The sequence below is a fragment of the Arthrobacter sp. NPDC056727 genome (assembly GCF_042790555.1).
Classification (GTDB): domain Bacteria; phylum Actinomycetota; class Actinomycetes; order Actinomycetales; family Micrococcaceae; genus Arthrobacter.
On sequence record NZ_JBHTZA010000026.1, the window covers coordinates 1 to 25693 of the forward strand.

17 protein-coding genes and 1 tRNA gene are annotated in these 25693 nt (G+C 66.9%); 9 read left to right on the forward strand and 9 right to left on the reverse strand.

Annotation, left to right across the window (positions count from 1 at the left end; all coding sequences use genetic code 11):
- Positions 1-481: 481 nt before the first annotated feature.
- From ACFRAH_RS20265 to ACFRAH_RS20275, 3 genes are all read left to right on the forward strand, one after another.
- Positions 482-766, forward strand: coding sequence for an HU family DNA-binding protein (locus ACFRAH_RS20265; RefSeq protein WP_003803320.1), 285 nt, complete (start codon positions 482-484; stop codon positions 764-766).
- Between the two features lie 167 nt (positions 767-933).
- Positions 934-3048: a cytochrome c oxidase assembly protein gene (locus ACFRAH_RS20270; protein WP_377992707.1), complete on the forward strand. Its 2115-nt coding sequence runs from the start codon at positions 934-936 to the stop codon at positions 3046-3048.
- Positions 3048-5021 carry an NHL domain-containing thioredoxin family protein gene (locus ACFRAH_RS20275; protein ID WP_377992708.1) on the forward strand — a complete coding sequence of 658 codons (1974 nt, stop codon included), beginning with the start codon at positions 3048-3050 and terminating at the stop codon, positions 5019-5021. Before ACFRAH_RS20270 ends, ACFRAH_RS20275 begins: the two co-directional genes overlap by 1 nt.
- Positions 5022-5146: 125 nt before the next feature.
- Here the strand turns inward: ACFRAH_RS20275 and ACFRAH_RS20280 are convergent, their stop codons facing one another.
- Entirely contained in the window at positions 5147-6139 is a 993-nt protein-coding gene (locus ACFRAH_RS20280; RefSeq protein ID WP_377992709.1) for a hypothetical protein, read from the reverse strand.
- A gap of 129 nt (positions 6140-6268) precedes the next feature.
- Entirely contained in the window at positions 6269-7996 is a 1728-nt protein-coding gene (locus ACFRAH_RS20285; RefSeq protein WP_377992710.1) for a helicase HerA-like domain-containing protein, read from the reverse strand.
- 153 nt (positions 7997-8149) lie between these two features.
- Between ACFRAH_RS20285 and ACFRAH_RS20290 the strand changes: the two genes are divergently transcribed.
- The 3 genes from ACFRAH_RS20290 (at position 8150) to ACFRAH_RS20300 (ending at position 13495) form a co-directional block, all read left to right on the forward strand.
- Complete coding sequence (locus ACFRAH_RS20290) at positions 8150-9139, forward strand: LLM class flavin-dependent oxidoreductase (RefSeq protein ID WP_377992711.1); 990 nt, start codon at positions 8150-8152, stop codon at positions 9137-9139.
- Positions 9140-9404: 265 nt separating this feature from the next.
- Positions 9405-10727, forward strand: coding sequence for a hypothetical protein (locus ACFRAH_RS20295; protein WP_377992712.1), 1323 nt, complete (start codon positions 9405-9407; stop codon positions 10725-10727).
- Between the two features lie 125 nt (positions 10728-10852).
- Positions 10853-13495 (forward strand): trehalase-like domain-containing protein, encoded by a 2643-nt coding sequence (locus ACFRAH_RS20300; RefSeq protein ID WP_377992713.1) that lies wholly within the window; start codon positions 10853-10855, stop codon positions 13493-13495.
- An 11-nt stretch (positions 13496-13506) separates the two neighbouring features.
- Here the strand turns inward: ACFRAH_RS20300 and ACFRAH_RS20305 are convergent, their stop codons facing one another.
- The 4 genes from ACFRAH_RS20305 to ACFRAH_RS20320 all read right to left on the reverse strand — a co-directional run bounded on the left by ACFRAH_RS20305 (position 13507) and on the right by ACFRAH_RS20320 (position 17225).
- The gene (locus ACFRAH_RS20305; RefSeq protein WP_377992714.1) at positions 13507-14628 is read right to left on the reverse strand and encodes an FAD-dependent oxidoreductase; all 1122 of its coding nucleotides are present in this window, start codon (positions 14626-14628) and stop codon (positions 13507-13509) included.
- 53 nt (positions 14629-14681) lie between these two features.
- Positions 14682-15608 (reverse strand): AEC family transporter, encoded by a 927-nt coding sequence (locus tag ACFRAH_RS20310; RefSeq protein WP_377992715.1) that lies wholly within the window; start codon positions 15606-15608, stop codon positions 14682-14684.
- Positions 15609-15728: 120 nt separating this feature from the next.
- On the reverse strand, positions 15729-16157 hold the full coding sequence (gene panD, locus ACFRAH_RS20315) for an aspartate 1-decarboxylase (protein ID WP_377992716.1): 429 nt from the start codon (positions 16155-16157) through the stop codon (positions 15729-15731).
- Between the two features lie 57 nt (positions 16158-16214).
- Positions 16215-17225: a LysR substrate-binding domain-containing protein gene (locus tag ACFRAH_RS20320; RefSeq protein WP_377992717.1), complete on the reverse strand. Its 1011-nt coding sequence runs from the start codon at positions 17223-17225 to the stop codon at positions 16215-16217.
- Between the two features lie 157 nt (positions 17226-17382).
- On the opposite strand from ACFRAH_RS20320, the gene ACFRAH_RS20325 reads away from it, so the two are divergent.
- Positions 17383-18843 (forward strand): amino acid permease, encoded by a 1461-nt coding sequence (locus ACFRAH_RS20325; protein ID WP_377992718.1) that lies wholly within the window; start codon positions 17383-17385, stop codon positions 18841-18843.
- 397 nt (positions 18844-19240) lie between these two features.
- Entirely contained in the window at positions 19241-22777 is a 3537-nt protein-coding gene (locus tag ACFRAH_RS20330) for a bifunctional proline dehydrogenase/L-glutamate gamma-semialdehyde dehydrogenase (protein WP_377992719.1), read from the forward strand.
- Positions 22778-22847: 70 nt separating this feature from the next.
- Here ACFRAH_RS20330 and ACFRAH_RS20335 read toward each other — a convergent pair whose 3' ends face one another.
- Positions 22848-23102: a hypothetical protein gene (locus ACFRAH_RS20335; RefSeq protein ID WP_377992720.1), complete on the reverse strand. Its 255-nt coding sequence runs from the start codon at positions 23100-23102 to the stop codon at positions 22848-22850.
- 145 nt (positions 23103-23247) lie between these two features.
- Positions 23248-24102, reverse strand: a complete 855-nt coding sequence (locus ACFRAH_RS20340; RefSeq protein ID WP_377992721.1) for a LysR family transcriptional regulator — start codon at positions 24100-24102, stop codon at positions 23248-23250.
- Positions 24103-24233: 131 nt separating this feature from the next.
- Between ACFRAH_RS20340 and ACFRAH_RS20345 the strand changes: the two genes are divergently transcribed.
- Positions 24234-25562: an MFS transporter gene (locus tag ACFRAH_RS20345; RefSeq protein WP_377992722.1), complete on the forward strand. Its 1329-nt coding sequence runs from the start codon at positions 24234-24236 to the stop codon at positions 25560-25562.
- Between the two features lie 26 nt (positions 25563-25588).
- Here the strand turns inward: ACFRAH_RS20345 and ACFRAH_RS20350 are convergent.
- Positions 25589-25662: transfer RNA gene (locus ACFRAH_RS20350), tRNA-Gly, on the reverse strand.
- Between the last annotated feature and the right edge of the window lie 31 nt (positions 25663-25693).

Genomic DNA, 25693 nt, shown 5'->3' on the forward strand with positions numbered 1-25693 from the left:
CACCCGGGAGGGTGTGGGAGAGTAGGTCACCGCCGGACAACCATTAGGTCGAGAGCCCCAACCAGGATCACTGGTCGGGGCTCTCCCGCATTTAACACACCACCCACACCCGACACGACCCCGGGGCCGCGTCCCAGGCGAACAGACACCCCCCACACGCTCCCGCAGATCCTCCCGCCTTACTACAGACCCTTCCGCAGATCCCGCCGGGTATTGACGAACGCTCCCTGAAATCACGCGGCCACGGGTGGGCTGCATGGGGACTCGAGGCAGCGTGAGGGCGGCTCACGTGAGGACAGACCCCGGGCCGGAGGCCGCTTTGGGCTGAAAATCCTTGAAATCCCGGTGATTTAGGTCAAAAAGTCGCGGAAACACGCGGAATTTGCCCTCCTCATGGGTGCAAGCTGGTAAGTTTTCGAACAGTGGCTTGCACGCACGCCGCATGCAGGCTCCAGAATCAAGAGCGTCCAGGAGGACTTACATGGCTAAGAACCGTAGTGAACTCGTTTCAGAGGTAGCAGGCAAGGCTGGCACCAGCCAGGCAGCCGTCAACTCCGTGCTCGATGCACTGTTCGAGGTTTTCGAATCTTCTGTCGCCGCCGGCGAGAAGATCACCATCCCGGGCTGGCTCGCAGTTGAGCGCACCGACCGTGCAGCCCGCACTGGCCGCAACCCGCAGACCGGCGAGACCATCCAGATTGCAGCCGGCCACAGCGTCAAGCTGACCGCTGGCTCCAAGCTGAAGGCGGCTGTCTCCAAGAAGTAGTCTTTTCACAGCTCAAGAGGAGCGGCACCCGTGAGGGTGCCGCTCCTCTTGGCGTTAAGCTCCGATACGCCTACCCTCGATTCGCCGCCTCGGCGGCGGTAGCGGACAATGGATAGGTGCCCTCAGCAGCAAAACCCCTTACACCGCAACCCGCGCCCGATTCGGGCATGCGGGGCACTGACATGGCCTTCGGCATTCAGCGAACCTGGCAGTTGGCCGGACTCGGTGCCCTCTTCCTTGGGCTGGTGGCCGCGTTGCTGTTCTCCGGCGCCGCAGCCGCCCGTGAAGTTTCCGATCCTGGCGCGCTGGTCCGGTGGGGGCTTCCGGTCAGTAAAGCCATCCACAACGTATCCCTGGCCGCCGTAATCGGCGGACTCATCTTCGCTGCGGGTATCCTGCCGCACAAGGTCGGCGCCGCCCGGTCGAGGGAGGCCGACGCCCCGGAACACCCGGCCTTCACCCGCGCCCTTGCCGTCGCGGCCGCTGCGGGCGTGGCATGGACGCTGTCTGCCATCGCCGTGCTGGTGCTTACCTATTCTGATGTGGCAGGCCAGGGCATCTCCGGGGACGCCGAATACACCAGAGCCCTCGTCTACTTCATGACAGACATTGAAACCGGGCGCGCCTGGCTGGCCGTGACGATCATCGCCGCCGTCGTGACAACCGCCCTTTTTGGGGTGCGGTCACTGACAGGCCTGGCGTTCACGCTGCTGCTGGCGCTGATCGGACTGGTTCCCACGGCCCTGATCGGCCACTCGGCCAGCTCCAACGACCACGAGGGCGCCATCAACTCGCTGGGCCTGCACCTGGTGGGCGTCAGCGTCTGGGTGGGCGGCATCATCCTGCTCGCACTCCTCTCCGGCACCCTCGGCCCGCGGAACGCGGCCCGCAGCCAGACGAGCCAGCCAGCCCAGGGAGGCCCGGACATCACGGAACCGGTCCTCCGCCGGTTCTCCTCCCTCGCGGGTTTCGCCTTTGCGCTGGTGTTCGCGTCGGGCGTCGTCAATGCCAGCATCCGGGTGACCAGCTGGACCGATCTTTTCGGTTCGGCCTACGGACAGCTCATCCTCGCCAAGTCCGCCGCAACCCTGGTACTCGGCGGAATCGGCTTCATGCACCGGCAGTGGGTCATCCCGCAGCTGGCCCGTGCGGGAGCGGCCATGTCCGCGCGGCGCGTCCTCTGGCAGCTGATTCTCATCGAACTCCTGATCATGGGCGCCACGTCCGGCATCGCCGTCGCGCTGGGCCGCTCCGCGCCGCCGGAACCCACCAGCTATGCCCCCGACGCTTCGCCGGCGTTCGTCCTTTCCGGCTACGAGCTGCCCCCCGAACTGACTCCTGAACGCTGGTTCACCGAATGGCGCCTGGACTGGCTCTGGGTTGCCGTTGCCGTGTTCGGCCTGGCGTCCTACCTCCTCGGCGTTGCCAAGGTCCGCGCACGCGGGGACAAATGGCCCTGGTTCCGCACCGTGACCTGGATCATCGGCCTCCTGGTGCTGACCTACATCACGTCGGGACCGCCGTCGGTATACGGCCGGGTACTGTTTTCCGCGCACATGGTGGACCACATGGCCCTCACCATGGTGGCGCCGATCTTCCTGGTGCTCGGCGCCCCCGTGACGCTTGCGCTCCGGGCGCTGCCGGCAAGGAAGGACGGTTCGCGCGGCCTCCGGGAATGGCTCCTGCTGTTTGTGCACTCGAAATTCTCGCAGGTAGTCACCCACCCGCTGTTCGCTGCGGCCAACTTCGCCGGCTCCATCGTGCTGTTCTACTACTCGGACGCCTTCGGCCTGGCGATGCGGGAGCACGTGGGGCACGAGCTGATGAACCTGCACTTTGCCTTGACGGGCTACATCTTCGTGCTCAGCATGATCGGCACGGACCCGCTGCCCCGGCGTGCGCCGTATCCCTTCCGGCTCCTCCTGCTGCTGGCCACCATGGGCTTCCACGCGTTCTTCGGCGTGGCCATCATGGGCGGCACCAACCTGCTGGCCGCCGACTATTTCGGCAACCTCGGCCGCACTTGGGGAGGCTCAGCCCTGCTGGACCAACAGATGGGCGGTGCCGTGGCCTGGGGCATCGGCGAAGTACCCACACTGCTGGTGGCGATCGGCGTCGCCATCATGTGGTCACGATCGGATGAACGTGAAACCCGGCGCACCGACCGGGCCGCGGACAGGAATAACGACGCCGATCTCACCGCTTATAACGATATGTTTGCCAAATTGGCTGAACGCGACGCCAAGCTGGCTGAACGCAACTCAAAGCTGGAAGGACGCTGATGAGCGAAACCGTACGCACCCACCTCCGGGTCCGCGCCTCCGAACTGGTGGGCCGCAACTGGCTCAACACCGGCGGCAAGTCCCTGGACCTGGAAGCCCTGCGCGGCAAGATCGTGCTGCTCGACTTCTGGACCTTCTGCTGCATCAACTGCCTCCACGTGCTGGACGAGCTCCGCCCGCTGGAGGAAAAGTACTCCGATGTCCTGGTTACGGTGGGCGTGCACTCCCCGAAATTCGAGCACGAGGCCGATCCTGTCGCGCTGGCCGCCGCCGTGGAGCGCTACGAGATCCACCACCCGGTCCTGGACGACCCCGAGCTGGAAACCTGGAAGGCCTACACGGCGCGCGCCTGGCCCACGCTGGTGGTCATTGACCCCGAGGGCTACATCGTGGCGCACCTGTCGGGCGAAGGCCACGCCGACGGCCTCGGCGTGCTGATCCCCGAGCTGATCGCCGAGCATGAGGCCCGCGGCACCCTGCACCGCGGCAGCGGCCCCTACGTGGCCCCGGAGCCGACGTCGGGCACCCTGCGGTTCCCAGGCAAAGCCCTCTACCTGCCGTCCGGCCGGGGTTCCACGTCCGACGCCGGTGCCGCCGCCGGGGCCGGCAGCTGGCTGGTCACCGACACCGGCCACCACCGGGTCCTGGAGCTCGGCACCGACTTCCACACCGTCCTGAACACGTACGGTTCCGGGGAGAAGGGCCACACCGACGGCGCCGCAGGCGCCGCCCGGTTCAACGAGCCGCAGGGTCTTGTCCTGCTGCCGGAAGACGTGGCAGCCAAGACGGGCTACGACGTCGTCATTGCAGACTCCGTCAACCACCGCCTGCGGGGACTGTCGCTCGCAGACGGAACTGTCACCACGCTCGTGGGAAGCGGCGTGCAGCGGCTCCTCGAGACCGGGCCCGCCCGCGTTGACGAGGACGCGGCCGGCTTCACCGGGCGCCTGGGGGACCATCCCCTGGACGTCGCCCTCAGCTCGCCGTGGGACGTCGTCTGGTCCAGCAAGCTGAACGCCGTGGTGATCGCCATGGCCGGTGTGCACCAGATCTTCAGCTACGAACCGCTCACCGGGGATGTTTCCATCATCGCCGGCAACGGACTGGAAGGCCTGCTGGACGGCGCCGCCCACGAGGCCTGGTTCGCGCAGCCGTCAGGTGTGGCCGAGGACGCGGACGGAAATGTCTGGGTGGCCGACTCCGAAACCTCTGCCCTCCGCAAGCTGGTGATCGGCGACGACGGCACCGTCACCGTTGAGTCCGCCGTGGGCAAGGGACTCTTCGACTTCGGCTTCCGCGACGGCGAGGCGTCCGAGGCGCGCCTGCAGCACCCGCTCGGCGTCACCGTGCTCCCGGACGGGTCCGTGGCCATCGCCGACACCTACAACGGTGCTGTGCGCCGCTACGACCCCGCAACCCGGACTGTTTCCACGCTGGCGCGGGGCCTCTCCGAGCCGTCCGACGTGATCGTCGACCACACCCAGACGGCGGGCTCCGAGCCGCTGCTGGTGGTGGTCGAGGCGAACAAGCACCAGCTCGTGTACGTGCCCATCCCCAAGGAAGCGCAGCAGGTGGACGAGGGCGCCGCCCAGACGCACCGGCCCAAGAGCCCTGTGGCACCGGGCCTGCTGGAGCTCACGGTCCGCTTCACGGCACCCACCGGCCAGAAGCTCGATGACCGCTGGGGCGATCCCACCCAGCTGAAGATCTCCTCCACCCCGCCGGAGCTGCTCGTGTCCGGCGGCGGGACCTCCGTGGGCCTGCTCCGCACGCTGGAACTGGCCTCCGACGTTCCGGAGGGCGTGCTGCACATTACTGCCCGGGCAGCTGCCTGCGACGGCCCCGAAACCGAAGACGGCGAGATCCCGGACCACGCCGCGTGCCACCTCTACCAGCAGGACTGGGGCATCCCCGTGGTGCTGCAGGCCGACGGCGACACCGACCTGGTGCTGGACCTCCGCGGCATGGACTGAGGTCCCTGCGGCTCAGCTGACGCCTGGCTGAAGCGGCCCGGTTTTCCGCCCTCGCGGCGGGAATACCGGGCCGTTGTCGTCGGGTTGAGGTCCAAAACCGGGCCAGCCCGGGCCGCCGCAGAACCCTAGAAGGCGAGGAGCGGCGTGACCTTGATGGTGTCGCCGTTGATGTCCAGACGCGTCGTGAAGCTGAACTCGTGCTCGACGTCCAAGGGCGAGACGGCTCCGGTGAACAGGTCGACCTCCTCGGCGGTGATCTTGGCCTTGCCGTCCAGCGGCGCCACCACCCACTTGCCGTCGAAAGGCTCGATGGTGATCTTCGGGTACTCGGTGATGCTCCACTTGATGGTCCCGGGTACAATCCGGTTGTTCGTAACGTGGTAAAACGGACAGTCGGGCTGGAGCCGCTGCTGCTGGCTGGCCTCCGCAGCGCACTTGTCGAGGAATTCCTTGACCCGGGCGGACACCGCCTGGTTCAGTTCGTCGGTGGCATGCGTGAGCAGGTTCAGGGGTGCGGCGGGAGCCTCGCGGCCGGAGACAGTGGCCCGCGTGGGCGGAGCGGCGAAGTACTGGCCGTTGAGGGACGCCTCGTACTCGCCGGGATAAAAAGCCGCAAAGCTGTTGTGGCCGCCGGGCATATTCACCGGCACGCCGTTCATCGTTGCCTCGCCGGAGTTCACCACCGTCACGTCCACAGTGGGCAGCGTGGTGGGCACGAAGGACCATTTGTGGAAGAACAGCCATTCGGTGCCGGTGCTTTCCAGCAGGAATTCGGTGTGCAGCTGGCTGCCGTCGATGGTGTAGTCCATCGGCACCATCACCCGGTTGCCGCCACGCGCAACTGCGGCGCCCAGCCTGACGTTCGTGATCCGTGAAGCCGACGTCTGCAGGGCCGTTCCGTCGAGCATGGCGGGGTCGGCGTCCGGCACCGAAGCGCGGAGCAGGCCAAGCGCCCGCTCGCCTTCGCCGTGCTGCAGCGCCTCCAGATATTCGCGCACCGGCTGCTGCGGACTGGCCACAGAGGAGTTGACCAAATTGACCGAAACGATGGCGCCGACGATGGCAAGCATGAGGCCCAGCAGCCATCCGGCCGCCGTTTTCACCAACGCTTGACTCATTTGCACGCACCCCACGTTACCTGCAACGTCAGGTAACTCTGGAGTAGCGCCGGTCACCGTGACGTACGTCCAAGGCGCAGGAACGCCCGACGGCGGAGCCCCACCCGCCGCTGCCGGCGGCGTCTTTCGCTAGCGGCGGCGCCGGGACGAGGTGCCGAAAACGCCCCGCAGGAGCTCCCGGCCCAGCTGGGTGCCCATGGACCGGGCCATGCTTTTCAGGCCGCTGCCAAGGACGCCGCCAAGGGCTCCGGTGATGTCCTCCATCATGCCGCCGGACTGCGGAGCCTGGCGCCGGGACGCGGGCGGAGGCGCCTCCTCTGCACCATGCCCGCCACCGCCGGGCTGCCAGCCACCTGGCTGCCTGCTGCTGGGACGGCCGAGGATCTCCTCCTCAATACGGCGTGCCTCGTCCTCGATGGCGGTCGGATCAGGGCTGCTGGGGACGAACACGTCGGGCGAGGGCACAGGCGGCTGGCCGGGTGCCGCGGCGCCTGTGGACGCCCCGGCTTTGCCCGTCAGCTTCTCGTACGCCGAGACGTTGTCCACCGCGGTGCCGTACTTTGCGAGCAGCGCCGATCCCGCCACGGTGCTCCGGACCAGTTCGACGGCGCTGGGACCCATGATGGACTCCGGTGCGCGCAGCCGGGTCAGTGCCACCGGCGTCGGGGCGCCTCTCTCATTCATGACGGTGACGACAGCTTCGCCGATGCCCGCGGACGTCAGGGTTTCCTCGAGGTCGTAGTCGCTGACCGGGAACGTGGAGACGGTTGCCTTGAGGGCCTTCGCATCCTCGGGCGTGAAAGCCCTGAGGGCGTGCTGGATGCGGTTGGCCAGCTGCCCGAGGACGTCCGCGGGGACGTCCTTCGGGGTCTGCGTGACAAAGAAGATTCCCACGCCCTTGGAACGGATCAGGCGGACGGTGGTGGTGATGGCTTCCAGGAAGGCCTTTGAGGCGTCGTTGAAGAGCAGGTGCGCTTCGTCGAGGAAGAACACGAGTTTTGGCTTGTCGAGGTCGCCGGCTTCGGGCAGGTCCTCGAACAGATCCGCGAGAAGCCACATCAGGAAGGTGGAGAAAACCATCGGCTTGGTCTGCAGCGTGGGAAGCTCCAGGCAGCTGATGACGCCGCGCCCGTCCGGGGCCGTGCGGAGCAGCTCGGCGGTGTCGAACTCCGGCTCACCGAAGAAACGCTCCATGCCCTGCGCCTCGAGGGCCACCAGCTCGCGCAGGATGACGCCGGCAGTGGCCTTGGACAGGCCGCCCAGCTCCTTGAGTGCTTCCTTGCCCTCGTCGGCGGTGAGGAACTGGATGACGGCGCGCAGGTCCTTCAAATCCACCAGCTCGAGGTTGTTCTTATCAGCGAAGTGGAATACGAGCTGCAGGCTGGATTCCTGCGTGTCATTGAGCTCCAGGACGCGCGAGAGCAGGATGGGGCCAAAGGACGTGATGGTGGCACGGACCGGGATGCCATCGCCGTCCCCGCCAAGGGCCAGGAACTCCACCGGGAACGTCTTCCCGGACCATGCCTGCCCGATGCTCTCGGTCCGCTTGGCCAGCTTCTCGCTCCCGGGAGCCGCCGTGGCAAGCCCCGAAAGGTCGCCCTTGATGTCTGCCAGGAAAACCGGCACGCCGGCGGTGGAGAGCTGTTCCGCCATCATGTGCAGGGTGACGGTCTTGCCCGTGCCGGTGGCGCCGGCCACGAGCCCGTGCCGGTTCATCATGGAAAGCGGCAGCCGGACCGGCGCGTCCTTGTGCAGTTCGCCGTCGACGATGGCGGCACCCAGCTCGATGGTGGCACCCTCAAGGGCGTAGCCCTTTTGGATGGTGGCTACTTTATCTGCGGTGGACTTGTTGGCCATGCCGCCAGCATAGCGGGAGGTGCTTGGGCGGGATATGTGGACAGCGTCACCGCGCCGGACAGAAATAACCCGGGCCCCGCCGTCGTTGTTCCCAACGTGCCGGACCACCGCGGGCCCGGCAGCTGCGCAACCCCTACGAAAGGCCATCCTGCCGTGACTGTTCCCCTCTCCATCCTCGACCTGGCAACCATCGGCAAGGGCCAGACGGCGGCGGAGAGCTTTGCCGGGAGCGTTGCCATGGCCCAGCTGGCCGAGAAGCTCGGCTACCGCCGCGTCTGGTACGCCGAGCACCACAACATGTCCTCCATCGCGTCGTCGGCCACGTCCGTGCTGATCGCCCACGTCGCCGCGAACACGGACAGCATCAGGCTGGGGGCGGGCGGCGTGATGCTGCCCAACCATTCCCCGCTCACCATCGCCGAGCAGTTCGGCACCCTGGAGACCCTGCATCCGGGCCGGATCGACCTGGGCCTCGGCCGTGCTCCCGGCAGCGACCAGAACACCATGCGCGCCCTGCGCCGTGACCCGCAGTCGGCCGACACCTTCCCGCAGGACGTCCTGGAGCTGCAGGGTTACCTGACGGGGCCTACCCGCGTGCAGGGTGTGGAGGCGACGCCGGGCAGGGGAACCAACGTGCCCCTCTACATCCTGGGTTCCTCCCTCTTCGGAGCGCGGCTGGCGGCCCAGCTGGGGCTGCCTTACGCCTTCGCCTCGCACTTCGCGCCGAATGCGCTGCAGGACGCCGTGTCCCTGTACCGCCGGGAATTCAAGCCGTCGGAGCAGCTGGCCGCACCGCACGTCATCGCCGGGGTCAACGTGGTGGCCGCCGATGCTGCCTCGGACGCCCAGGAGATGCTGCGGGCCACGATGCGGGCACGCGTCTCGCTGTTCTTCGGCGGCGGGCGACAGTTCACCGACGACGAAGCGGACATGATCCTGGACTCGCCGCAGGGACAGCACGTCTCGCAAATGATGAAGTACTCGGCCGTGGGCACCCCTGACGCCGTGCTGGATTACCTGGACGGCTTTGCCCGGCATGCCGACGCCGACGAGCTCATTGTTGCCCACCAGAGCACCGGAACCGCCGAACGGCTTCGCTCCGTGGAGCTCCTCGCGGAGGCGGCGGGCCTAGTGCGCGTCTGACCGGCGCGGCAAGGAAATATTCGCCGGCCTTGTCTGGGAGCGGTGCGACTAAACCCGCAGGTCAGCGCCCGATGCGGAAATGGCGGCCGAATAATTGAGCCCTCAGCGGGCCATTATTTAGACCAATATCTTTTGACTTCGGCCCGGGCGGAACCTAGCTTTAATTTCGCAAGGTCTCAATTTGCGCCTGATTACGGGCCGAACCGCGCCCGCGATTCGGGATGCTCTAAAACTTCCTGCAAATGCAGGTTTCCTGGTGGGGGATATGAAGATCAAATCAACTGCAGCTGCCTTTCTCATGGCCTTCCTCGTGGTCAGTGGATTTGTTGCGGGAACTGCCGTTCCGGCGTCCGCTGCGGGTACCACATACTTTGTGAGCGCCGCCGGCAGCGACAGCAACTCCGGCACATCCAGCACCGCGGCCTGGAGGACGCTGTCCAGGCTCAACCAGGCCGTTCTCAAGCCCGGTGACACCGTCAGGTTCCGCCGGGGTGACACCTTCACCGGCGGCATCGTCACCGCGCAGAGTGGAACCTCCACCGCACCCATTACGCTGAACAGCTACGGCACGGGCAACGCCCCGATCGTCACCGGCGGAAAATCCGGCAACTGCATCAGGATCAACGGCAACTACACCACCGTTGAGGGCCTCCGCGCGGTCGCCTGCGGATATGCCGGGATCAGCGTCACCGGCGACCGCAATACCGTGCGGAACTCCAGCGCGTCCAGCAATGCAGTCGGACTCAAAATCGGCACGGGCTCCGACTTCGGCAAATACGCGGGCAATTCACTGACCAACAACAACGTGATGAACGTGAATACGCCGGGCACTAACTGCGGAACCTCAACCGCCGTGAACTGCAGCGACGACTCGGGGGCTTTTGGGGTGCTGATTAACGGCAGCGACAACGAATTCTCCGGCAACACCGTCAGCGGATCCACCGGCAAGTCCTATGACTACAACCAGGACGGCGGCGCGTTTGAAATCTACAACGGCAACCGCAACAACATTCACCACAACGTATCGCTGGACAACAACAACTTTTCCGAACTTGGAAAGTCCTCGGGAACCGCAGACGGCAACGTGTTCCGGTACAACCTCATCCGCTCAACGTGCGGCGCCAACTGCTCCGAGGCCAAGGGCCTCATTGCCAGGGGAAACGGAACATCGTGGGGCCCCACCAACGGCACCGTCTTTGAATTCAACACCGTTTACCTGACGGGAACCCAGTCGCAGGCGGTCGTGTGCCATGCGACCTGTCCGGCCACGACGGTCATCCGGGCCAACATCCTGGTGGGAGTGAAAAACTCCCTGTGGATCAACGGTTCCGGCTGGACTGAGAAGCAGAACGTGCTGAACGGTCCCACCAACATCACGCCCAACAGTTCGTCAACGACGGCGCCGGCCCGCTTCGCGTATGCCCCGACGGACCTCCGCCTGACCGGCACCAGCCCGGCCATCGACAGGGCCGGCGCCACGCCCTACACCGTGGACCTCATGAAAGCCCCTTCCGTACAGAACGGGGACTGCGCGGGAACGGCCGCCGCTGACGCCGGAGCCTACGAATACGATTCGCCCAACTGCTGATGCCGGCGGGGGAGGGGCCCGCAAAGTTACACAGACGCAATAACCGGGATATTCAGGGGAAACGGCCGCGGCAGAGACTTGAGGAGTCCAAGACCGATTGGGGATAATCCGAAGGATTGCCGCGCATGCCCACTCCGCTGAACCAGACCGTGGCCGACTCCGCACTGCTGACCAAGTCCCTCCCGCTGGGCCTGCTCCGGGCCTTCGTGCAGTCGGAAGCGGCCGACGACGGGCTGACACCCCAGCTGCTTGGCGAACTGAAGATCCTCGCCAGGACCCCCGGGCTGCTGGTTGCCTGTAATTACGGCGGAACGCTGTGTGCCGCCGAAGGCATCTCCACGGAAACGCTGCCGCTGGGCAGCGCGGCCATTGCCCTCCGTGCCCTGGCCGCGCTGCCCAACACGCACGCCGCCGTCATCTCGGGCCGCTCCCTGCGTGACCTGGCCGCCGTCTCCAGGCTTCCCGCCGAGGTGCACCTGGTGGGTTCGCACGGGGCGGAGTTCGACATGGGATTCGCCCACGGGCTGTCCCTGGCCACCGAGTCCGTCCTGCAGCAGGCCAACCAGGCGCTGCTCGAAGCGGTGGGCGCCTATAAGGGCGTCAGCGTCGAACGGAAGCCCGTGGCTGTCTCTGTCCACACCAGGTCCGCCGCCCCGGACGTTGTGGCCAGGTGCGCCGGCAAGGCGGAGGAGGTTGCCCGGGCCCTGGGGCTGTTCTTCATCGTGGACGGCTCCGTCCTCGACCTGTCGGTGCTGCAGCCCGCCAAAGCCGATGCCCTGGACCACCTCCGGGCCCGGCTGGGAGTGAGTGCCGCGCTGTACGCGGGCGACGCCATGAGCGATGAACTGGCCATGGACACGCTGCGCGGCCCGGACATGGGGCTGTGGGTGGGGGACCTGCCGTCGTCGGCCAAACACCGGCTGAAGGATCCGGAATCGTTCGCGCGGGTGCTCGGGATCCTCTTCGAACTGCGCCGCGCCTGGCTTTTCGGCGAGGACGCCGTCGGCCTGGAACGGCACTCCATGATCGGGAACGGCTCCTCCACCGCACTGGTGACACCCGACGCCAAGATCTGCTGGATGAGCCACCCGCTGCCGGACTCGGGCTCGCTCTTTGCCCACATCCTCGGCGGTGACGCGGCCGGGCACTTTTCCGTGGAGCCGGTCAAGGCGTCGAGGGTGCTGGGACAGCGGTACGTGGACAGCACCATGATCGTGGAGACGCGGTGGGCGGACGTCACCGTGACCGACTACCTCGAACCTGCCCCGGAAGGCATCACCAGCCTGGTCCGGGTACTGTCCGGCACCGGCGCGGCACGGATTGTCTTCGCACCGCGGCCGGACTACGCCAATGCGCCCTTCAGCATGGAGGCGCGCGGCAGCGAGGTTCACGTCGTCGGCACCTCCGACCCCATCATCCTCCTGGCACAGGACGTCAGCTTCACCATAACCTCGGACGGGCGGCACGCCACGGCCACTGCCGAGGTCAACCTGCAGCACGGACCGGTGGTCCTCAACCTGCGGTGCGGTGATACGGAGTCCCGGCACCAGGCCGGCGCGGATGAAGCGGTGACGGACGAAGCGGACCGGCGGGCCGCCGTCGCCCATCATTCCCGCCGCTGGGTCCAAGGGCTGACGCTGCCGGGCGTGAAGCCGTCCCTGGTGCGGCGCTCTGCGCTGGTGCTGCGCGCGCTGGTCCATGAGCCCACCGGTGCCGTGCTTGCGGCCCCAACCACGTCCCTCCCGGAGGGAATCGGCGGCACCCGCAACTGGGATTACCGCTACTGCTGGCTGCGCGACGGTTCCATGACCGTGAACGCCCTGGTTGATCTGGGGTCAACGGCGGAAGCCGACGGATTCCTCAGGTGGCTGACCGGCATCCTTGCCAACGCCCCCGGACCGGAGTGGCTGCATCCGCTGTATTCCGTGACCGGTGCACCGCTGTCCACGGAGGCGATCATTGAGAGCCTGCCAGGATATGCGGGCTCGCGTCCCGTGCGGATCGGCAATGCCGCGGACCATCAGGTCCAGCTGGATGTGTTCGGCCCCATAGCAGAGCTCATCCACGGGCTGAGCGAGTCCCGGGGATCGCTGGCGGACGCGCACTGGGAGCTGCTGGTCCAGATGGCCGGCGCCGTGCTGGCGCGGTGGCATGAGGCCGATCACGGCATCTGGGAGGCTCGCCGCGCACCGCGGCACCACGTCTACACCAAGGTGATGTGCTGGGTCACGCTGGACCGGGCCCTGCGCACTGCCGCACGCCATGGCCGTAGCCCCGGGCCCTCCTGGGCGGAGACGGCCGCGACCATCAGGGAGGAAGTCCTCCGCGAGGGCTGGGACGACAGTTCCGCGTCCTACACCGTGGCCTACGACAGCCCCGACCTTGACGCCGCGGTCCTGCACATCGGGCTGTCCGGCCTGCTCGACGTCGGCGACCAGCGGTTCCTGGACACCGTCACCGCCGTGGAGCGGGAACTCCGGGTGGGCCCCACGGTCTTCCGGTACAAGTACGACGACGGCCTGCCGGGTCTGGAGGGCGGGTTCCACATCTGCACCACCTGGCTGATCGAGGCGTACGTGGCGGTGGGACGGATCGCCGACGCCTGGGACCTCTTTGACCAGCTGGTCAACCTGTTCGGGCCCACCGGGCTGCTTCCGGAGGAGTACGATCCGGGCACCGAGACGCATTTGGGGAACCATCCGCAGGCGTACTCACACCTCGGGTTCATCCGCTGCGCCCGGCTCCTGGACCGGCACCAGCGGAGCTGAACCGGGAAGCCCTACGCCCGGGAAGCTGCGAAGATCTCCGGTGCCCGGCCCTCTCCGGTGGCGAGGTCCGCGAGGATCCGGCCCACCACCGGCGTGAACTTGAAGCCGTGGCCGGCGAAGCCCGCCCCGATGACCACGGGCCCGATCCGGTCCAGCACGAAGTTGTGGTCCGGCGCGGTGGTGTAGGTGCAGCTGATGTCGGTCATCGCGTCGGCGTCCACGCCGGGCAGCCAGTCCCTCGCATACTGCTGGAGTGCGGCGCGCTGCCGGGGTTCGGGCAGGTAGGACCTCCGGTCCGGATCCACCACGGGCCCCACTCCGTGCCAGCCCGCCTTGACGCCCTCGCCGGGGGTCAGCATGCCGTACACGGGGGAGTAGAAGTTCGCGTAGTCCGCGCCCTCGCCGGGGAAGTGGTTGAATCCCGGCCAGGAGGCGCCGTCGTCCGTGATCCCGAAGTGGGCCGGCTGCTCCTGCGTGACCGTCAGCCGCGGGGTCATGACCGAGCCGGCGAGCAGCTTGGAAGTCCAGCCGCCGGCGGTGACCACCGCCTGCCGGGCGGTGAGCACCTCGGTCCGGCCGTCGTCGTCCACGGTGAGCCGGACGCCGTCGTCGAGTATTTCCAGCCCCACCACCTTCACGCCGTGCCTGATTGCCGCGCCGTTCCGTGCGGCGAGCCGCTGGAACGCCGGCAGGGCGGCCTCGGGGTTGAGCTGGCCGCCGTCGGGCATGTGGAGCACCTGGCGGTCGAAGCGGATGCCCCGCCAGCGCTCGCCGGCTTCGGCGAGCGGAACGAAGTCCGCCCGCAGGCCGGCACTGTTCAGTGCTGCATGGATCTCGCCGAGGCGCGGGTCCGGGCCGTGATTGACGACGCCGGTGCGCGCCAGCAGCCGTTCGCCGCTCTCGTTTTCGAGCTCGGCCCAGAGCTTCAGCGCTTCGGCCAGCATGGCGACGTATTCGGGCTCGGCGTAGGAGAGGCTCAGGTTCCGGGTGGCGCCGTGCGAAGCGCCCTTCAGGTGGCCGGGCGCGAACTGCTCGAGCAGGGTCACGTCGCGGCCGCGTGCGGCCAGTGCCCAGGCGGCGGCGGAACCCATGGCTCCGCCTCCGATGATCACGGTGTCCAGGGTGGTGTTCAAGGTTTCCTCCAGTTCATGCGGCAGCCGCGGGGCGGTCGGGGATGAGGCGGCGGCTACGCCAGCAGCAGGGCCACGCCGATCATCGCAGGCACGGCGACGATCGTGGTGATCAGAACGGTGTCCTTCGCCACCGTGAGACCGGCCTTGTAGCGGCTCGCGGCGACAAACACATTCTGCGCCGTTGGCAGGGCGGACGTCACCACGACGGCGAACAGGTCAGCGCCGTCCAGCCCGAGGGCGAAGCGCGCAAAGACATAGGCAATGGCGGGGTGCACGAAGAGCTTGAAGCCGCTGGCCAGCAGGGCATCGGTTCGCCGGCCGGCATCTGCCTGCAGCGGCTTTGACCCGTTCAGGCTCATGCCGAAGGCCATCAGCATGGCCGGAATCGCGGCGCCGCCGATCAGATGGATGGGCTCCAGAAGCAGCGGCGGGACCTGGAAGCCTGTGCCGGCGACCAGCAGGCCAAGGGCGGAACCGACGATCATGGGGTTCTTCAGGATCAGCATCACGAACCGCAGCGGCGTGGTCCGGTGCGAGCTGGTGGTGGCATCGAGGGCCATGAGGAACATCGGAGTGAAGAACGCCAGCTGGAAGATCAGCAGGGGAGCGACATGGCTGGCATCACCGAGGACGTACACGGCGATCGGGATGCCCAGGTTGGCGGAGTTGGCCAGCGAGGCGCTCATGGAGGACATCAGTGATTCCGGAACGGTGCGCTTGAGCAGGAACCGGACGATGACAAAAAACAGGACGGCTGTGCTCACGGCACCCACTGCCGCCACGAGCAGCGGTGCGGCGAACACCTCGCGCAGGCTTGCCCGGCTCAGCGTCTCGAAAAGCAGCGCGGGGCTGGCCACGAAGAAGGTCAGCCCGCTTAGGACCTGCCGGGCATTCTCGCCGAGGATCCTGCGCCGGCCCACGAACATGCCCACCAGAATGATGGACCAGACCACGAAAAAGCCTGCGAGGACGCCTAGCACGTCGTTGCCGTTAAGGGCAGGCTGAGGCAGGGGGTGGCGTCCACCATCCCAGCCTAATCATATTTATTCGGCCGCGGTTGCCCTTGTGGCAGGGATCTCGTGGCCGCTAGCTCAGCGTTATTAGCTCAGCGCGGCGTTGTTGAGCGCGAACGGCGGCCGCAGCAGTCCCGGCGTGAGGCCCTCGGCGGGGTCATTGCCGAGCTGGATGATGCGGTTGTCCTTGTCCACATGGACAACCCTGGGCTCGTACGCCTTGGCTTCCTCGGTGGTCATCTGCGCGTAGGTGATCAGAATGACGGTGTCGTTCTCGTGCACCAGGTGCGCCGCGGGGCCATTGATCCCGATGACGCCGGAACCGCGCTCGCCGGCGATGGTGTAGGTCTCGAGCCGGGCACCGTTGGTGACGTCCACAATGGCAACGAGCTCGCCGGGCAGGATGTCGGCAGCGTCGAGCAGGTCCAGGTCAACGGTGACCGAACCCACGTAGTGCAGGTCCGCGTGCGTGACGGTGGCCCGGTGGATCTTGGACTTAAACATTGTGCGATTCATAACGTCAACAGTCTAACGCCGGGGTCAACGCTTGGCTGTGAGCCAGGGAACACCCCGCTACACCGGTTCCCCGCCGGCCGCCGCTCCTTCAGTTGCGGGCGTTGCTGGTGCAATGGGGGCCGCTGCCGGGGCGCCGGAGGCGTCCGCTCCCGTGTCGATTTCCTGGGCGGCCGCAATGGACGCGGCGGTGGAGGCGAGGATCTCGCGGGCCGCGAGGATGGCCGGCCGCTGCGCGCCGGAGCGCCGAACGGAGGTGAAGACCGTCCGCCTCGGCTTGCCGGGAAGGTCCAGCAGCTGGGCTGTGGTTCCCCGGCCGGTCCACACCAGGTCCGGCATCAGGGCGACGGCGTTTCCCGACTCGATCAGGCGGATCTGGGCCTGGAGGTCTGCGGTTTCAAAGCGGACATCGGGCTCGAAGCCTGCGCTCCGGCAGGCCTGCTCGGCCCAGTGGCGCGACGCCGCTCCGCGCGGTTCCATGACCCAGGGCATCTCCGCCGTGTCAGCGAGGGAGCCGACTTTCGCCCGGCCCTCGGCTGCCGGCGGGACGGCGAGGCGGATGGCGTCACTCGTGAGGCGTACACGGTCCAGTTCGGGGTAGCGCGGCGCGGCGTGGCCCGGGTACTGCTCGGCGATGACCAGGTCGAAGTCGCGCGCCCACGTCTCATGCAGCGCCGTCTCGGGCTCGCGCTGGGTCATTTCGATCCGGACGTCGGGGTAGCTCGCGGCGAGCCGGGTCAGCGCGTCCGGCATCAGCGCCAGCGCGGCGGACTGGAAGACGGCGATCCGTACCGTGCCGGAGACCGTGGTCAGGGATGCGGCCAGGTCCGCCTCGGCCTGCTCCAGGGTTTCCAGCAGATGGGCCGTGTGCGCCACCAGAACCTCGGCCTGCGGGGTCAGCTGCACGCGGCGGCCGGTTTTCCTGAGCAGTTCCACCCCCACTTCCTTCTCAAGCAGGGCCAACTGTTGGGAAACTGAGGATGGACTGTACTGCAGGGCTGCTGCCACCTCGGCGAGCGTGCCCCGGATCTTCAGCTCGCGGAGCAGCCTCAACCGGCGAACATCAAGCATGAACTGTTCCTTGGGTTGCACAAATGAATAGTCGGACTAACGAATACTGGTTAGAAGTATGCACTTTATCTAATGCAACACTGCTTGCATACTGAACAGATTGAGTTACCCCCATCACAGGGCGAAATGATGGGGCCGCACCTACGCAGGAGTCCCGATGAGTACAACAGATCCCTCGCAGTCAATCTTGAGGCGCAAGCCCATTGACGACATCGAGGTAGAGAACAAGCACAGCGGCCTATTCAAGTCCCTCGGACTCTGGCAGTTGACCGCCATCGGCGTCGGCGGCATCATCGGCGTCGGCATCTTTTCACTGGCGGGACTGGTGGCGCACGGCAGCGAGGGTACGCCGGGCGTTGGACCTGCTGTGCTGATTTCCTTCCTGATCGCCGGCCTGGCCTCGGCTGCCGCGGCGCTTTCCTATGCCGAGTTCGCCGGCATGATCCCGCGCGCCGGCTCGGCATACACCTACGGCTACGTGGCGCTGGGCGAAATCATCGGCTGGTTCATCGGCTGGGACCTGCTGCTGGAATACATCGCGATCGTGGCCGTGGTGGCCATCGGCATTTCCGGCTACTTCGACGCGTTCCTGTCCGGTATCGGGATCCACATGCCCGCCTGGATGACGTCCACCGTGGATGAAGGCAAGGGCGGCATCATCAACATCCCCGCCATCCTCGTCTGCCTGCTGGTTACCTGGATCCTCTCGCGCGGCACCAAGACGTTCGGCCGGTTTGAACTGATCGCCGTCGCCATCAAGGTTGTCCTGATTCTGTTCATCATTGGGCTGGGCGTCTTCTACATCAACACCCAGAACTTCAACCCGTTCATGCCCAGCGGCTTTGGACCCGTCCTGGCCGGCTCGGCCACCGTGTTCTTCGCCGTGTTCGGGTACGACGCCATGAGTACCGCAGCTGAAGAGGCAACCGACGGCAAGAAGCACATGCCCAAGGCCATCGTCCTGTCCCTCATCATCGCCATGCTGCTCTACGTTGCCGCCACCCTCGTGCTCACCGGCATGCAGAACTACAAGGACATCGATCCGGCCGCCGGGTTCGCCTCGGCGTTCCAGGGCGTCGGCCTTCCCGTCATCGCCACCATCATTTCTGTGTTCGCCGTGCTGTCCATCCTCACCGTGATGCTCACGTTCCTTCTCGGCGTCACCCGCGTGTGGTTCTCTATGAGCCGCGACGGCCTCCTCCCCGGCTGGTTCTCGAAGACCGACCGGCACGGCACCCCGCAGCGCGTGACCTGGATCGCCGGTATTGCGTCGGCGCTACTGGCCGGCGTGTTCCCCATCAAGGCCGTCGCCGACCTCACCAACATCGGTATCCTCGCCGCGTTCGTGGTGGTCTGCGTTTCCGTGATCATCTTCCGCTACACCAAGCCGGAGGCGCCGCGGACCTTCCGCCTGCCGCTGATGCCCGTGGTACCCGCCTTCGGTGTGCTGGCCTCCGCCTTCCTGATGTTCCAGCTGCACTGGGAAACCTGGCTGCGCTTCGGCGTCTGGCTCGTGATCGGCCTGGTGATTTACTTCGGCTACGGCAAGCGCCACTCCCTGATGAACCCCAACAGCCCGCGGCACAACGAGGCAGTGGAGATGCACACGCCTGTGTAGGCCCCGGCCGTTTTGCCCATACCCGCGAACCCTTCCGCACCCCAGGTGCGGGAGGGTTTGCCGTTTGGCGACGGTATCTGAGGAAGGGTTTGGGTTCCGACGGCGAAAGCTGAGGACGCGTCGGGTGACAGGCGGCGGGAGCTGAGGACGCGTGTTGGGTCCCCAACGCTTCCTCAGATCCTGCCGGCAATCCTGTGACCCTTCCTCAGATTTTGCGGCTTTTTGGCGGACCCTTCCGCAGGCCGGCCGGGACGTTCGGTCGGGCGCGCGCCGCCATTCCAGAACGATCGTTATTTCTAATGTGTATTGCTCAGGAAAGATCGCTTTATCTTAAGGGAGGCCAGGCTCATACTGATGAATAAGAGGATCACATCGCATTGAAAGAACGAGGAAAGCAATGACCAACACCGCAACGGATCACCGCGTGCAGGCAGGCAAGGGCGCCGCTGTCACCGGCACCGTCGCCACCCCCTCGGCAGGGTCCGACGTCGCCGAAGCGACGGCCCTTGCCACCGACGCAGTCGCCCTCGTCCGCCGCTGGCTGACCGAAGCCGGCAAGTTTCCCGTGGACGCTTCCGCCGAGCAGCTCGCCGGCGTCCTTAAGGACCCGAACGGCCTGGACTTCACCGTGGGCTTCGTGGATGGCGTGGTCCGTCCCGAGGACCTGCACGTAGCAGCCCGCAACCTCGCCGCCCTCGCCCCGAAGGTCCCCGCCTTCCTGCCCTGGTACATGCGCAAAGCTGTCCAGGCCGGCGGTGTCATGGCCCCGGTCCTGCCGCAGGTTGTCATCCCGGTGGCCCGCAAGGTCCTTCGCGAAATGGTTGGCCACCTCATCGTTGACGCCACGGACTCCAAGCTGGGCCCCGCCATCGCCAAGATCCGCAAGGACGGCATCAAGCTCAACGTCAACCTGCTCGGCGAGGCTGTCCTGGGCGAGCACGAGGCCTCCCGCCGGCTCGAAGGCACCCACACGCTGCTGGCCCGCCCCGATGTGGACTACGTCTCCATCAAGGTGTCCTCCACGGTGGCCCCGCACTCAGCCTGGGCCTTCGACGAAGCCGTGGAGCACGTCGTCGAGAAGCTCACCCCGCTGTTCGCCCGCGCCGCCTCCTACGCCACCGCCGGGCAAAAGGCCAAGTTCATCAACCTGGACATGGAGGAGTACAAGGACCTGGACATGACCATCGCGGTCTTCACCCGGATCCTGGACAAGCCCGAGTTCAAGAACCTGGAAGCAGGCATCGTGCTCCAGGCCTACCTTCCCGACGCGCTCGCCGCCATGATCCGGCTGCAGGAATGGGCGGCCGCCCGCCGCGCAGACGGCGGCGCGGCCATCAAGGTCCGCGTGGTCAAGGGCGCCAACCTTCCCATGGAGCAGGTCGAGTCCTCGCTGCATGACTGGCCGCTGGCCACCTGGGGCACCAAGCTCGACTCGGACATCAACTACAAGCGCGTCATCAACTACGCACTGCACCCGGACCGGATCGGCAACATCCGGATCGGCGTCGCCGGCCACAACCTGTTCGACATCGCCTTCGCCTGGCTGCTGGCCAAGCAGCGCGGCGTCGAGTCGGGCATCGAGTTCGAAATGCTCCTGGGCATGGCCCAGGGCCAGGCCGAAGCCGTGAAGAAGGACGTCGGCTCCCTGCTGCTCTACACACCGGTGGTGCACCCGGCCGAATTCGACGTCGCCATCGCCTACCTGATCCGCCGCCTCGAAGAGGGCGCCAGCCAGGAAAACTTCATGTCCGCCGTCTTCGAGCTCAGCGAGAACGAAGGGCTGTTCGAGCGCGAAAAGCAGCGCTTCCTGTCCTCCCTGAAAGAGCTCGACGACGAAGTCCCGCCGCCTAACCGCCTGCAGAACCGCAGCCACCCGGCAGAGCTGATGCCCCGCACCGGCTTCCAGAACACCCCGGACACGGACCCGTCCCTGCCGGCGAACCGCGACTGGGGCCGGGCCATCCTGGACCGCGTCCCGGCGTCCACGCTGGGCAACGCGTCCGTCGAGGCAGCCACCATCAACGATGCGGCCACCCTCAACACGGTGATTGAAACCGCCGTCGAAAAGGGCAAGGCGTGGGGTGCGCTGTCCGGCGCCGAGCGTGCCGAAATTCTGCACCGCGCCGGTGACGTCCTCGAGGCCCGCCGCGCGGAACTGCTCGAGGTCATGGCCAGCGAGACCGGCAAGACCATCGACCAGGGCGACCCCGAGGTCAGCGAGGCCGTGGACTTCGCCCACTACTACGCCGAATCCGCCCGCAAACTCGACGACGTCGACGGCGCCACCTTCGTTCCGGCGAAGCTCACCGTGGTGACGCCGCCGTGGAACTTCCCGGTGGCCATCCCCGCCGGTTCCACGCTCGCGGCACTCGCCGCCGGCTCCGCCGTCGTGATCAAGCCCGCCAAGCAGGCCCGCCGCAGCGGCGCCGTGATGATCGAGGCACTGTGGGAGGCCGGCGTCCCGCGCGACGTGCTCACCATGGTGCAGCTGGGCGAACGCGAGCTCGGTCAGCAGTTGATCTCCCACCCCGCCGTGGACCGCGTGATCCTCACCGGCGGTTACGAGACCGCCGAACTGTTCCGTTCCTTCCGGAAGGACCTGCCGCTCCTGGCGGAAACCAGCGGCAAGAACGCCATCATCGTCACCCCCAGCGCAGACCTGGACCTCGCCGCGAAGGACGTTGCCTACTCCGCCTTCGGCCACGCCGGGCAGAAGTGCTCGGCTGCTTCCCTGGTGATCCTGGTGGGCTCCGTGGCCACCTCGAAGCGGTTCCACAACCAGCTGATCGACGCCGTGACCTCCCTGAAGGTGGGCTACCCGCAGGACCCCACCAGCCAGATGGGTCCGATCATCGAACCGGCGAAGGGCAAGCTGCTCAACGCCCTGACCACGCTCGGCGACGGCGAGAACTGGGCCGTCGAGCCGCGCAAACTCGATGACACCGGCCGGCTCTGGAGCCCGGGCGTGCGCTACGGCGTCAAGCGCGGATCCTACTTCCACCTCACCGAGTTCTTCGGCCCAGTCCTCGGCGTGATGACCGCTGACACCCTGGAAGAGGCCATCGCCATCCAGAACCAGATCGAGTACGGCCTCACCGCCGGCCTGCACTCCCTCAACACCGACGAACTCGGCGTGTGGCTGGACACCATCCAGGCAGGCAACCTCTACATCAACCGCGGCATCACCGGCGCCATCGTGCAGCGGCAGCCCTTCGGCGGCTGGAAGAAGTCGGCGGTTGGCGCCGGCACCAAGGCGGGCGGCCCGAACTACCTCGCCGGCCTCGGTGACTGGGCCAGCGCCGAGAGCACCCACGGCACCGCTGCGGGCATCGCCAACCGCCGGGTCCAGCGGCTCGTGGACGCCGTGAAGGGCGAACTGAGCGCCGCCGACACCGAGGCGCTGCAGCGGGCGCTCGGTTCCGACGCCCTCGCCTGGGCGGACGAATTCGGCACCGCCAAGGACGTTTCGAACCTGAGCGCCGAGCGGAACATCTTCCGCTACCGTGCGCTGCCGGTCACCGTCCGGCTGTCCGACGGCGGATCCCTCCGGGCGCTCGTCCGTACAGTAGCCGCCGGCGTACTTGCCGATGCCCCGCTCACCGTCTCCTCCGGCGTCGAACTGCCCGCCCAGCTGCGTGCGGTGCTCACCGGACTGGACATCCCCGTGACGGTGGAGGACGACGCCGCGTGGCTGGCTTCCGCGGGCCGTCTCGCCGCGGCGGGCAAGCTGTCCGGCGGACGCATCCGCCTGATCGGCGGCTCGGCGTCCGACCTCGCCGAAGCCACCGGCGGCCGTCCGGACCTCGCCATCTATGCCCACGAGGTGACGGAAGCCGGCCGCGTTGAGATGCTGCCGTTCCTGCACGAGCAGGCCGTCAGCATCACCGCGCACCGGTTCGGCACGCCGAACCACCTCTCCGATTCACTGATCTAAGGCACGTGTAAGGCAAAAGAACGGGCGGGCACCCACCAGGTGCCCGCCCGTTCTTTTTGCCTGTTGCTGCTTAACCCAAATACCAGCCGGGTGGAGCCCATGAGGCGGGAACGCTGTGTGCGGAAAAGTCCTCGCAGCGGGTGCAGGTGTACGCGACTTCGCCCAGCTTCCGGACGGTGCCGTCCTGGCGGTACCTGGCCGGCACGAAGGACTCGAGGTAGATGAACTCGTCTGTTCCGCACTTTTCGCAGTTCGGCTGGCCGACGTATTCGGCGTCCATGGTCATGGAGTGGCGGGTGTAGCGGGGGTTTGCGGCTGTGGTCACGGCGTACCTATCCCGGGCACACGGGCGTCCTTGCCAAGCATGTCCGTTTTCGAAACCTGTGTGTTGACAGCCGCTGCATGACCGCAACAGTCACAGCATAAGCCAGCTGCGAACCGTTATCAATCATTTTTCCTGCCGCAGCGGCTCAAACCGGCTTCTTCAGGGTCCTTCCCATGATGGCCTGGGTCAGGGCGTCGATGACCTCGGCGTTGGCCAGCGGGTTCCTGATCAGCGTGAAATCAACGTCCCCCACCGGGGGCAGTTCGAAGCGGCGGGTGATGACTTTCAGGTCCTCGGGCACCAGCGAGGACGGCATCACGGCCACGCCGATGCCGGCGCGGACGGCGGCCAGTACGCCGCTGATCTGCTTGGTGGTGCACGTGATGCGCCACGTCCGGCCCACGGATTCCAAGGCGTCGATGGCAAGCTTGCGGCTCAGGCTGGGCGCCGGATAGGCGATCAGCGGGACGGGATGGCCCGGCTCGAGTGCGGTCTGTTCCAGGCCCACCCAGGAAAAGGTGTCGTGCTGGACCACGGTGCCGTCCTTGGCGCCGGCAACCCATTTCACGAAGACAAGGTCCAGCTGGCCGGAATTCAGCCGCTTGTACAGCTGGTCGCTCTGGCCGACGGTGAGCTCGAGGTTGATCTGCGGGTAGATCTGGCGGAACTCACGCAGGATGCGCGGCAGGCCGGTAATGGCGAGGTCGTCAGCGGTGCCGAAGCGCAGCCGCCCGCGCATGGCGGAGCCGGAAAAGTAGCGGGCGGCGGCGTCGTGGGCGGCGAGGATGCTGCGGGCGAAGCCGGCCATGGCATCGCCGTTGTCCGTCAGCCTGACATCCCTCGTGTCCCGGCTGATGAGCGTCCGCTTCGCGGCAGCCTCGAGTTTGCGGACGTGCTGGCTGACCGTGGGCTGGGCCAGGCCCAGCCGTTCTGCCGCCTTGGTGAAACTGAGCGTTTCCGCGACGGCGAGGAAGGAGCGGAGCTGGGCCGGTTCGAACATGCGTCCTCCTGAGCCTGGGCAGTCATTACGAACAGCAATGATACTTATAGGAGCAATACTCTTCCACAATCAGAGCCAACAGCCATAGCGTTGAGGACATCCCCGCCGGCCCGCTCACCTGAGGAACCTCTGTGACACCCCCACCGCCGCCACTGGCCACCGTCACCCAGCCCGTCGCCGTCGTCAGTGAACGCCTTCCGTGGCGGCACACCTTCATCTCACTCCGGGTTCCCAACTTCAGGCTCTTCGCCGCCGGCCACTTCATTGCCGTGATCGCCATCTGGATGCAGCGCATCGCCCAGGACTGGCTGGTGCTCCAGCTCTCCGGCTCGGTCACCGCCGTCGGCATCACCGTGGCACTGCAGTTCCTGCCGTCGCTGGTGCTGGGACCGTGGGGCGGAATGGTCGCGGACCGGTTCTCCAAGCGGAGGATCCTCATACTGTGCCAGTCCGCCGCGGCTGTTCTGGCCGCTGCGCTCGCTGGCCTGGCGCTTACCGGGAGGATCGAGGTGTGGCACGTCTACACCATCGCGCTGGTCCTCGGCCTGGTCACCGTGCTGGACCAGCCCGCCCGGCAGGTTTTTGTCCACGAACTGGTGGGGCCCCGGTTCCTGCGCAACGCCATCAGCGTGAACTCGACGACGTTCCAGCTGGGCGGCCTGATCGGTCCCGCGATCGCCGGGGTGCTGCTGACCGCCGTCGGCGCCGGCTGGGCCTTTGCCGCCAACGCCGCCGCGTGCTGCTCCACCGTGGCCATGCTCCTGCTGCTGCGCCGCGACGAGCTGTTCGTCAGCGCGCCTGCGCCCAAGTCCAAAGGCATGCTGCGCGAGGGGCTGCGGTATGCGCTGAGCAAGCCCACCATCTACTGGCCGTGGCTCATGGTGGGCTTCATCTCGGTGTTCGCCATGAGCCTGCCGGTGCTGCTCGCCGCCTTCGCGGACCGGGTGTACGGCATCGGTGCGGGCGGTTACGGCATGCTGAATGCCCTCGTGGCGCTCGGGGCGCTGACCGGGGCGGTCGCCTCGACCCGGCGCCGGCAGCTCCGGCTGCGCTCGGTGGTCCTGGCGGCCGGCATGTACGGGCTGATGCTGTGCCTTTCGGCCGCCGTCCCCACCCTGCCGCTGTTCGGCGCCGCGCTGGTGCTGTGCGGATTCTGGTGCCTGATGTTCCTCACCGCGTCCAACCAGCTGGTGCAGACAAGCTCCAACATGAGCATCCGGGGCCGCGTGATGAGCCTGTACATCATGGTGCTGATCGGCGGCCAGGCGCTGGGCGGCCCCATGATCGGGTTCATCGCCGAACACCTGGATCCGCACGCCGGGCTGCTGGTGGCCGGAGGGGTGCCGGCGCTCGCCGCGGTGACTGTCGCCGTCGTGCTTGCCCGCAAAGGGGAGCTGACGCTCAAGGTGGACCTGCGGAACCGCCGGGGACTGCTGCGGGTGGTGCGCCGGGCGGCGTGACGCCGCAGGCGACGCGAAGGGCGGAGTGGAGCGGCTGACGGGAATCGAACCCGCGTATCAAGCTTGGGAAGCTAGCGCTCTACCATTGAGCTACAGCCGCAGTCGCACCGGAAAAGCCCGGGGCAGAACCT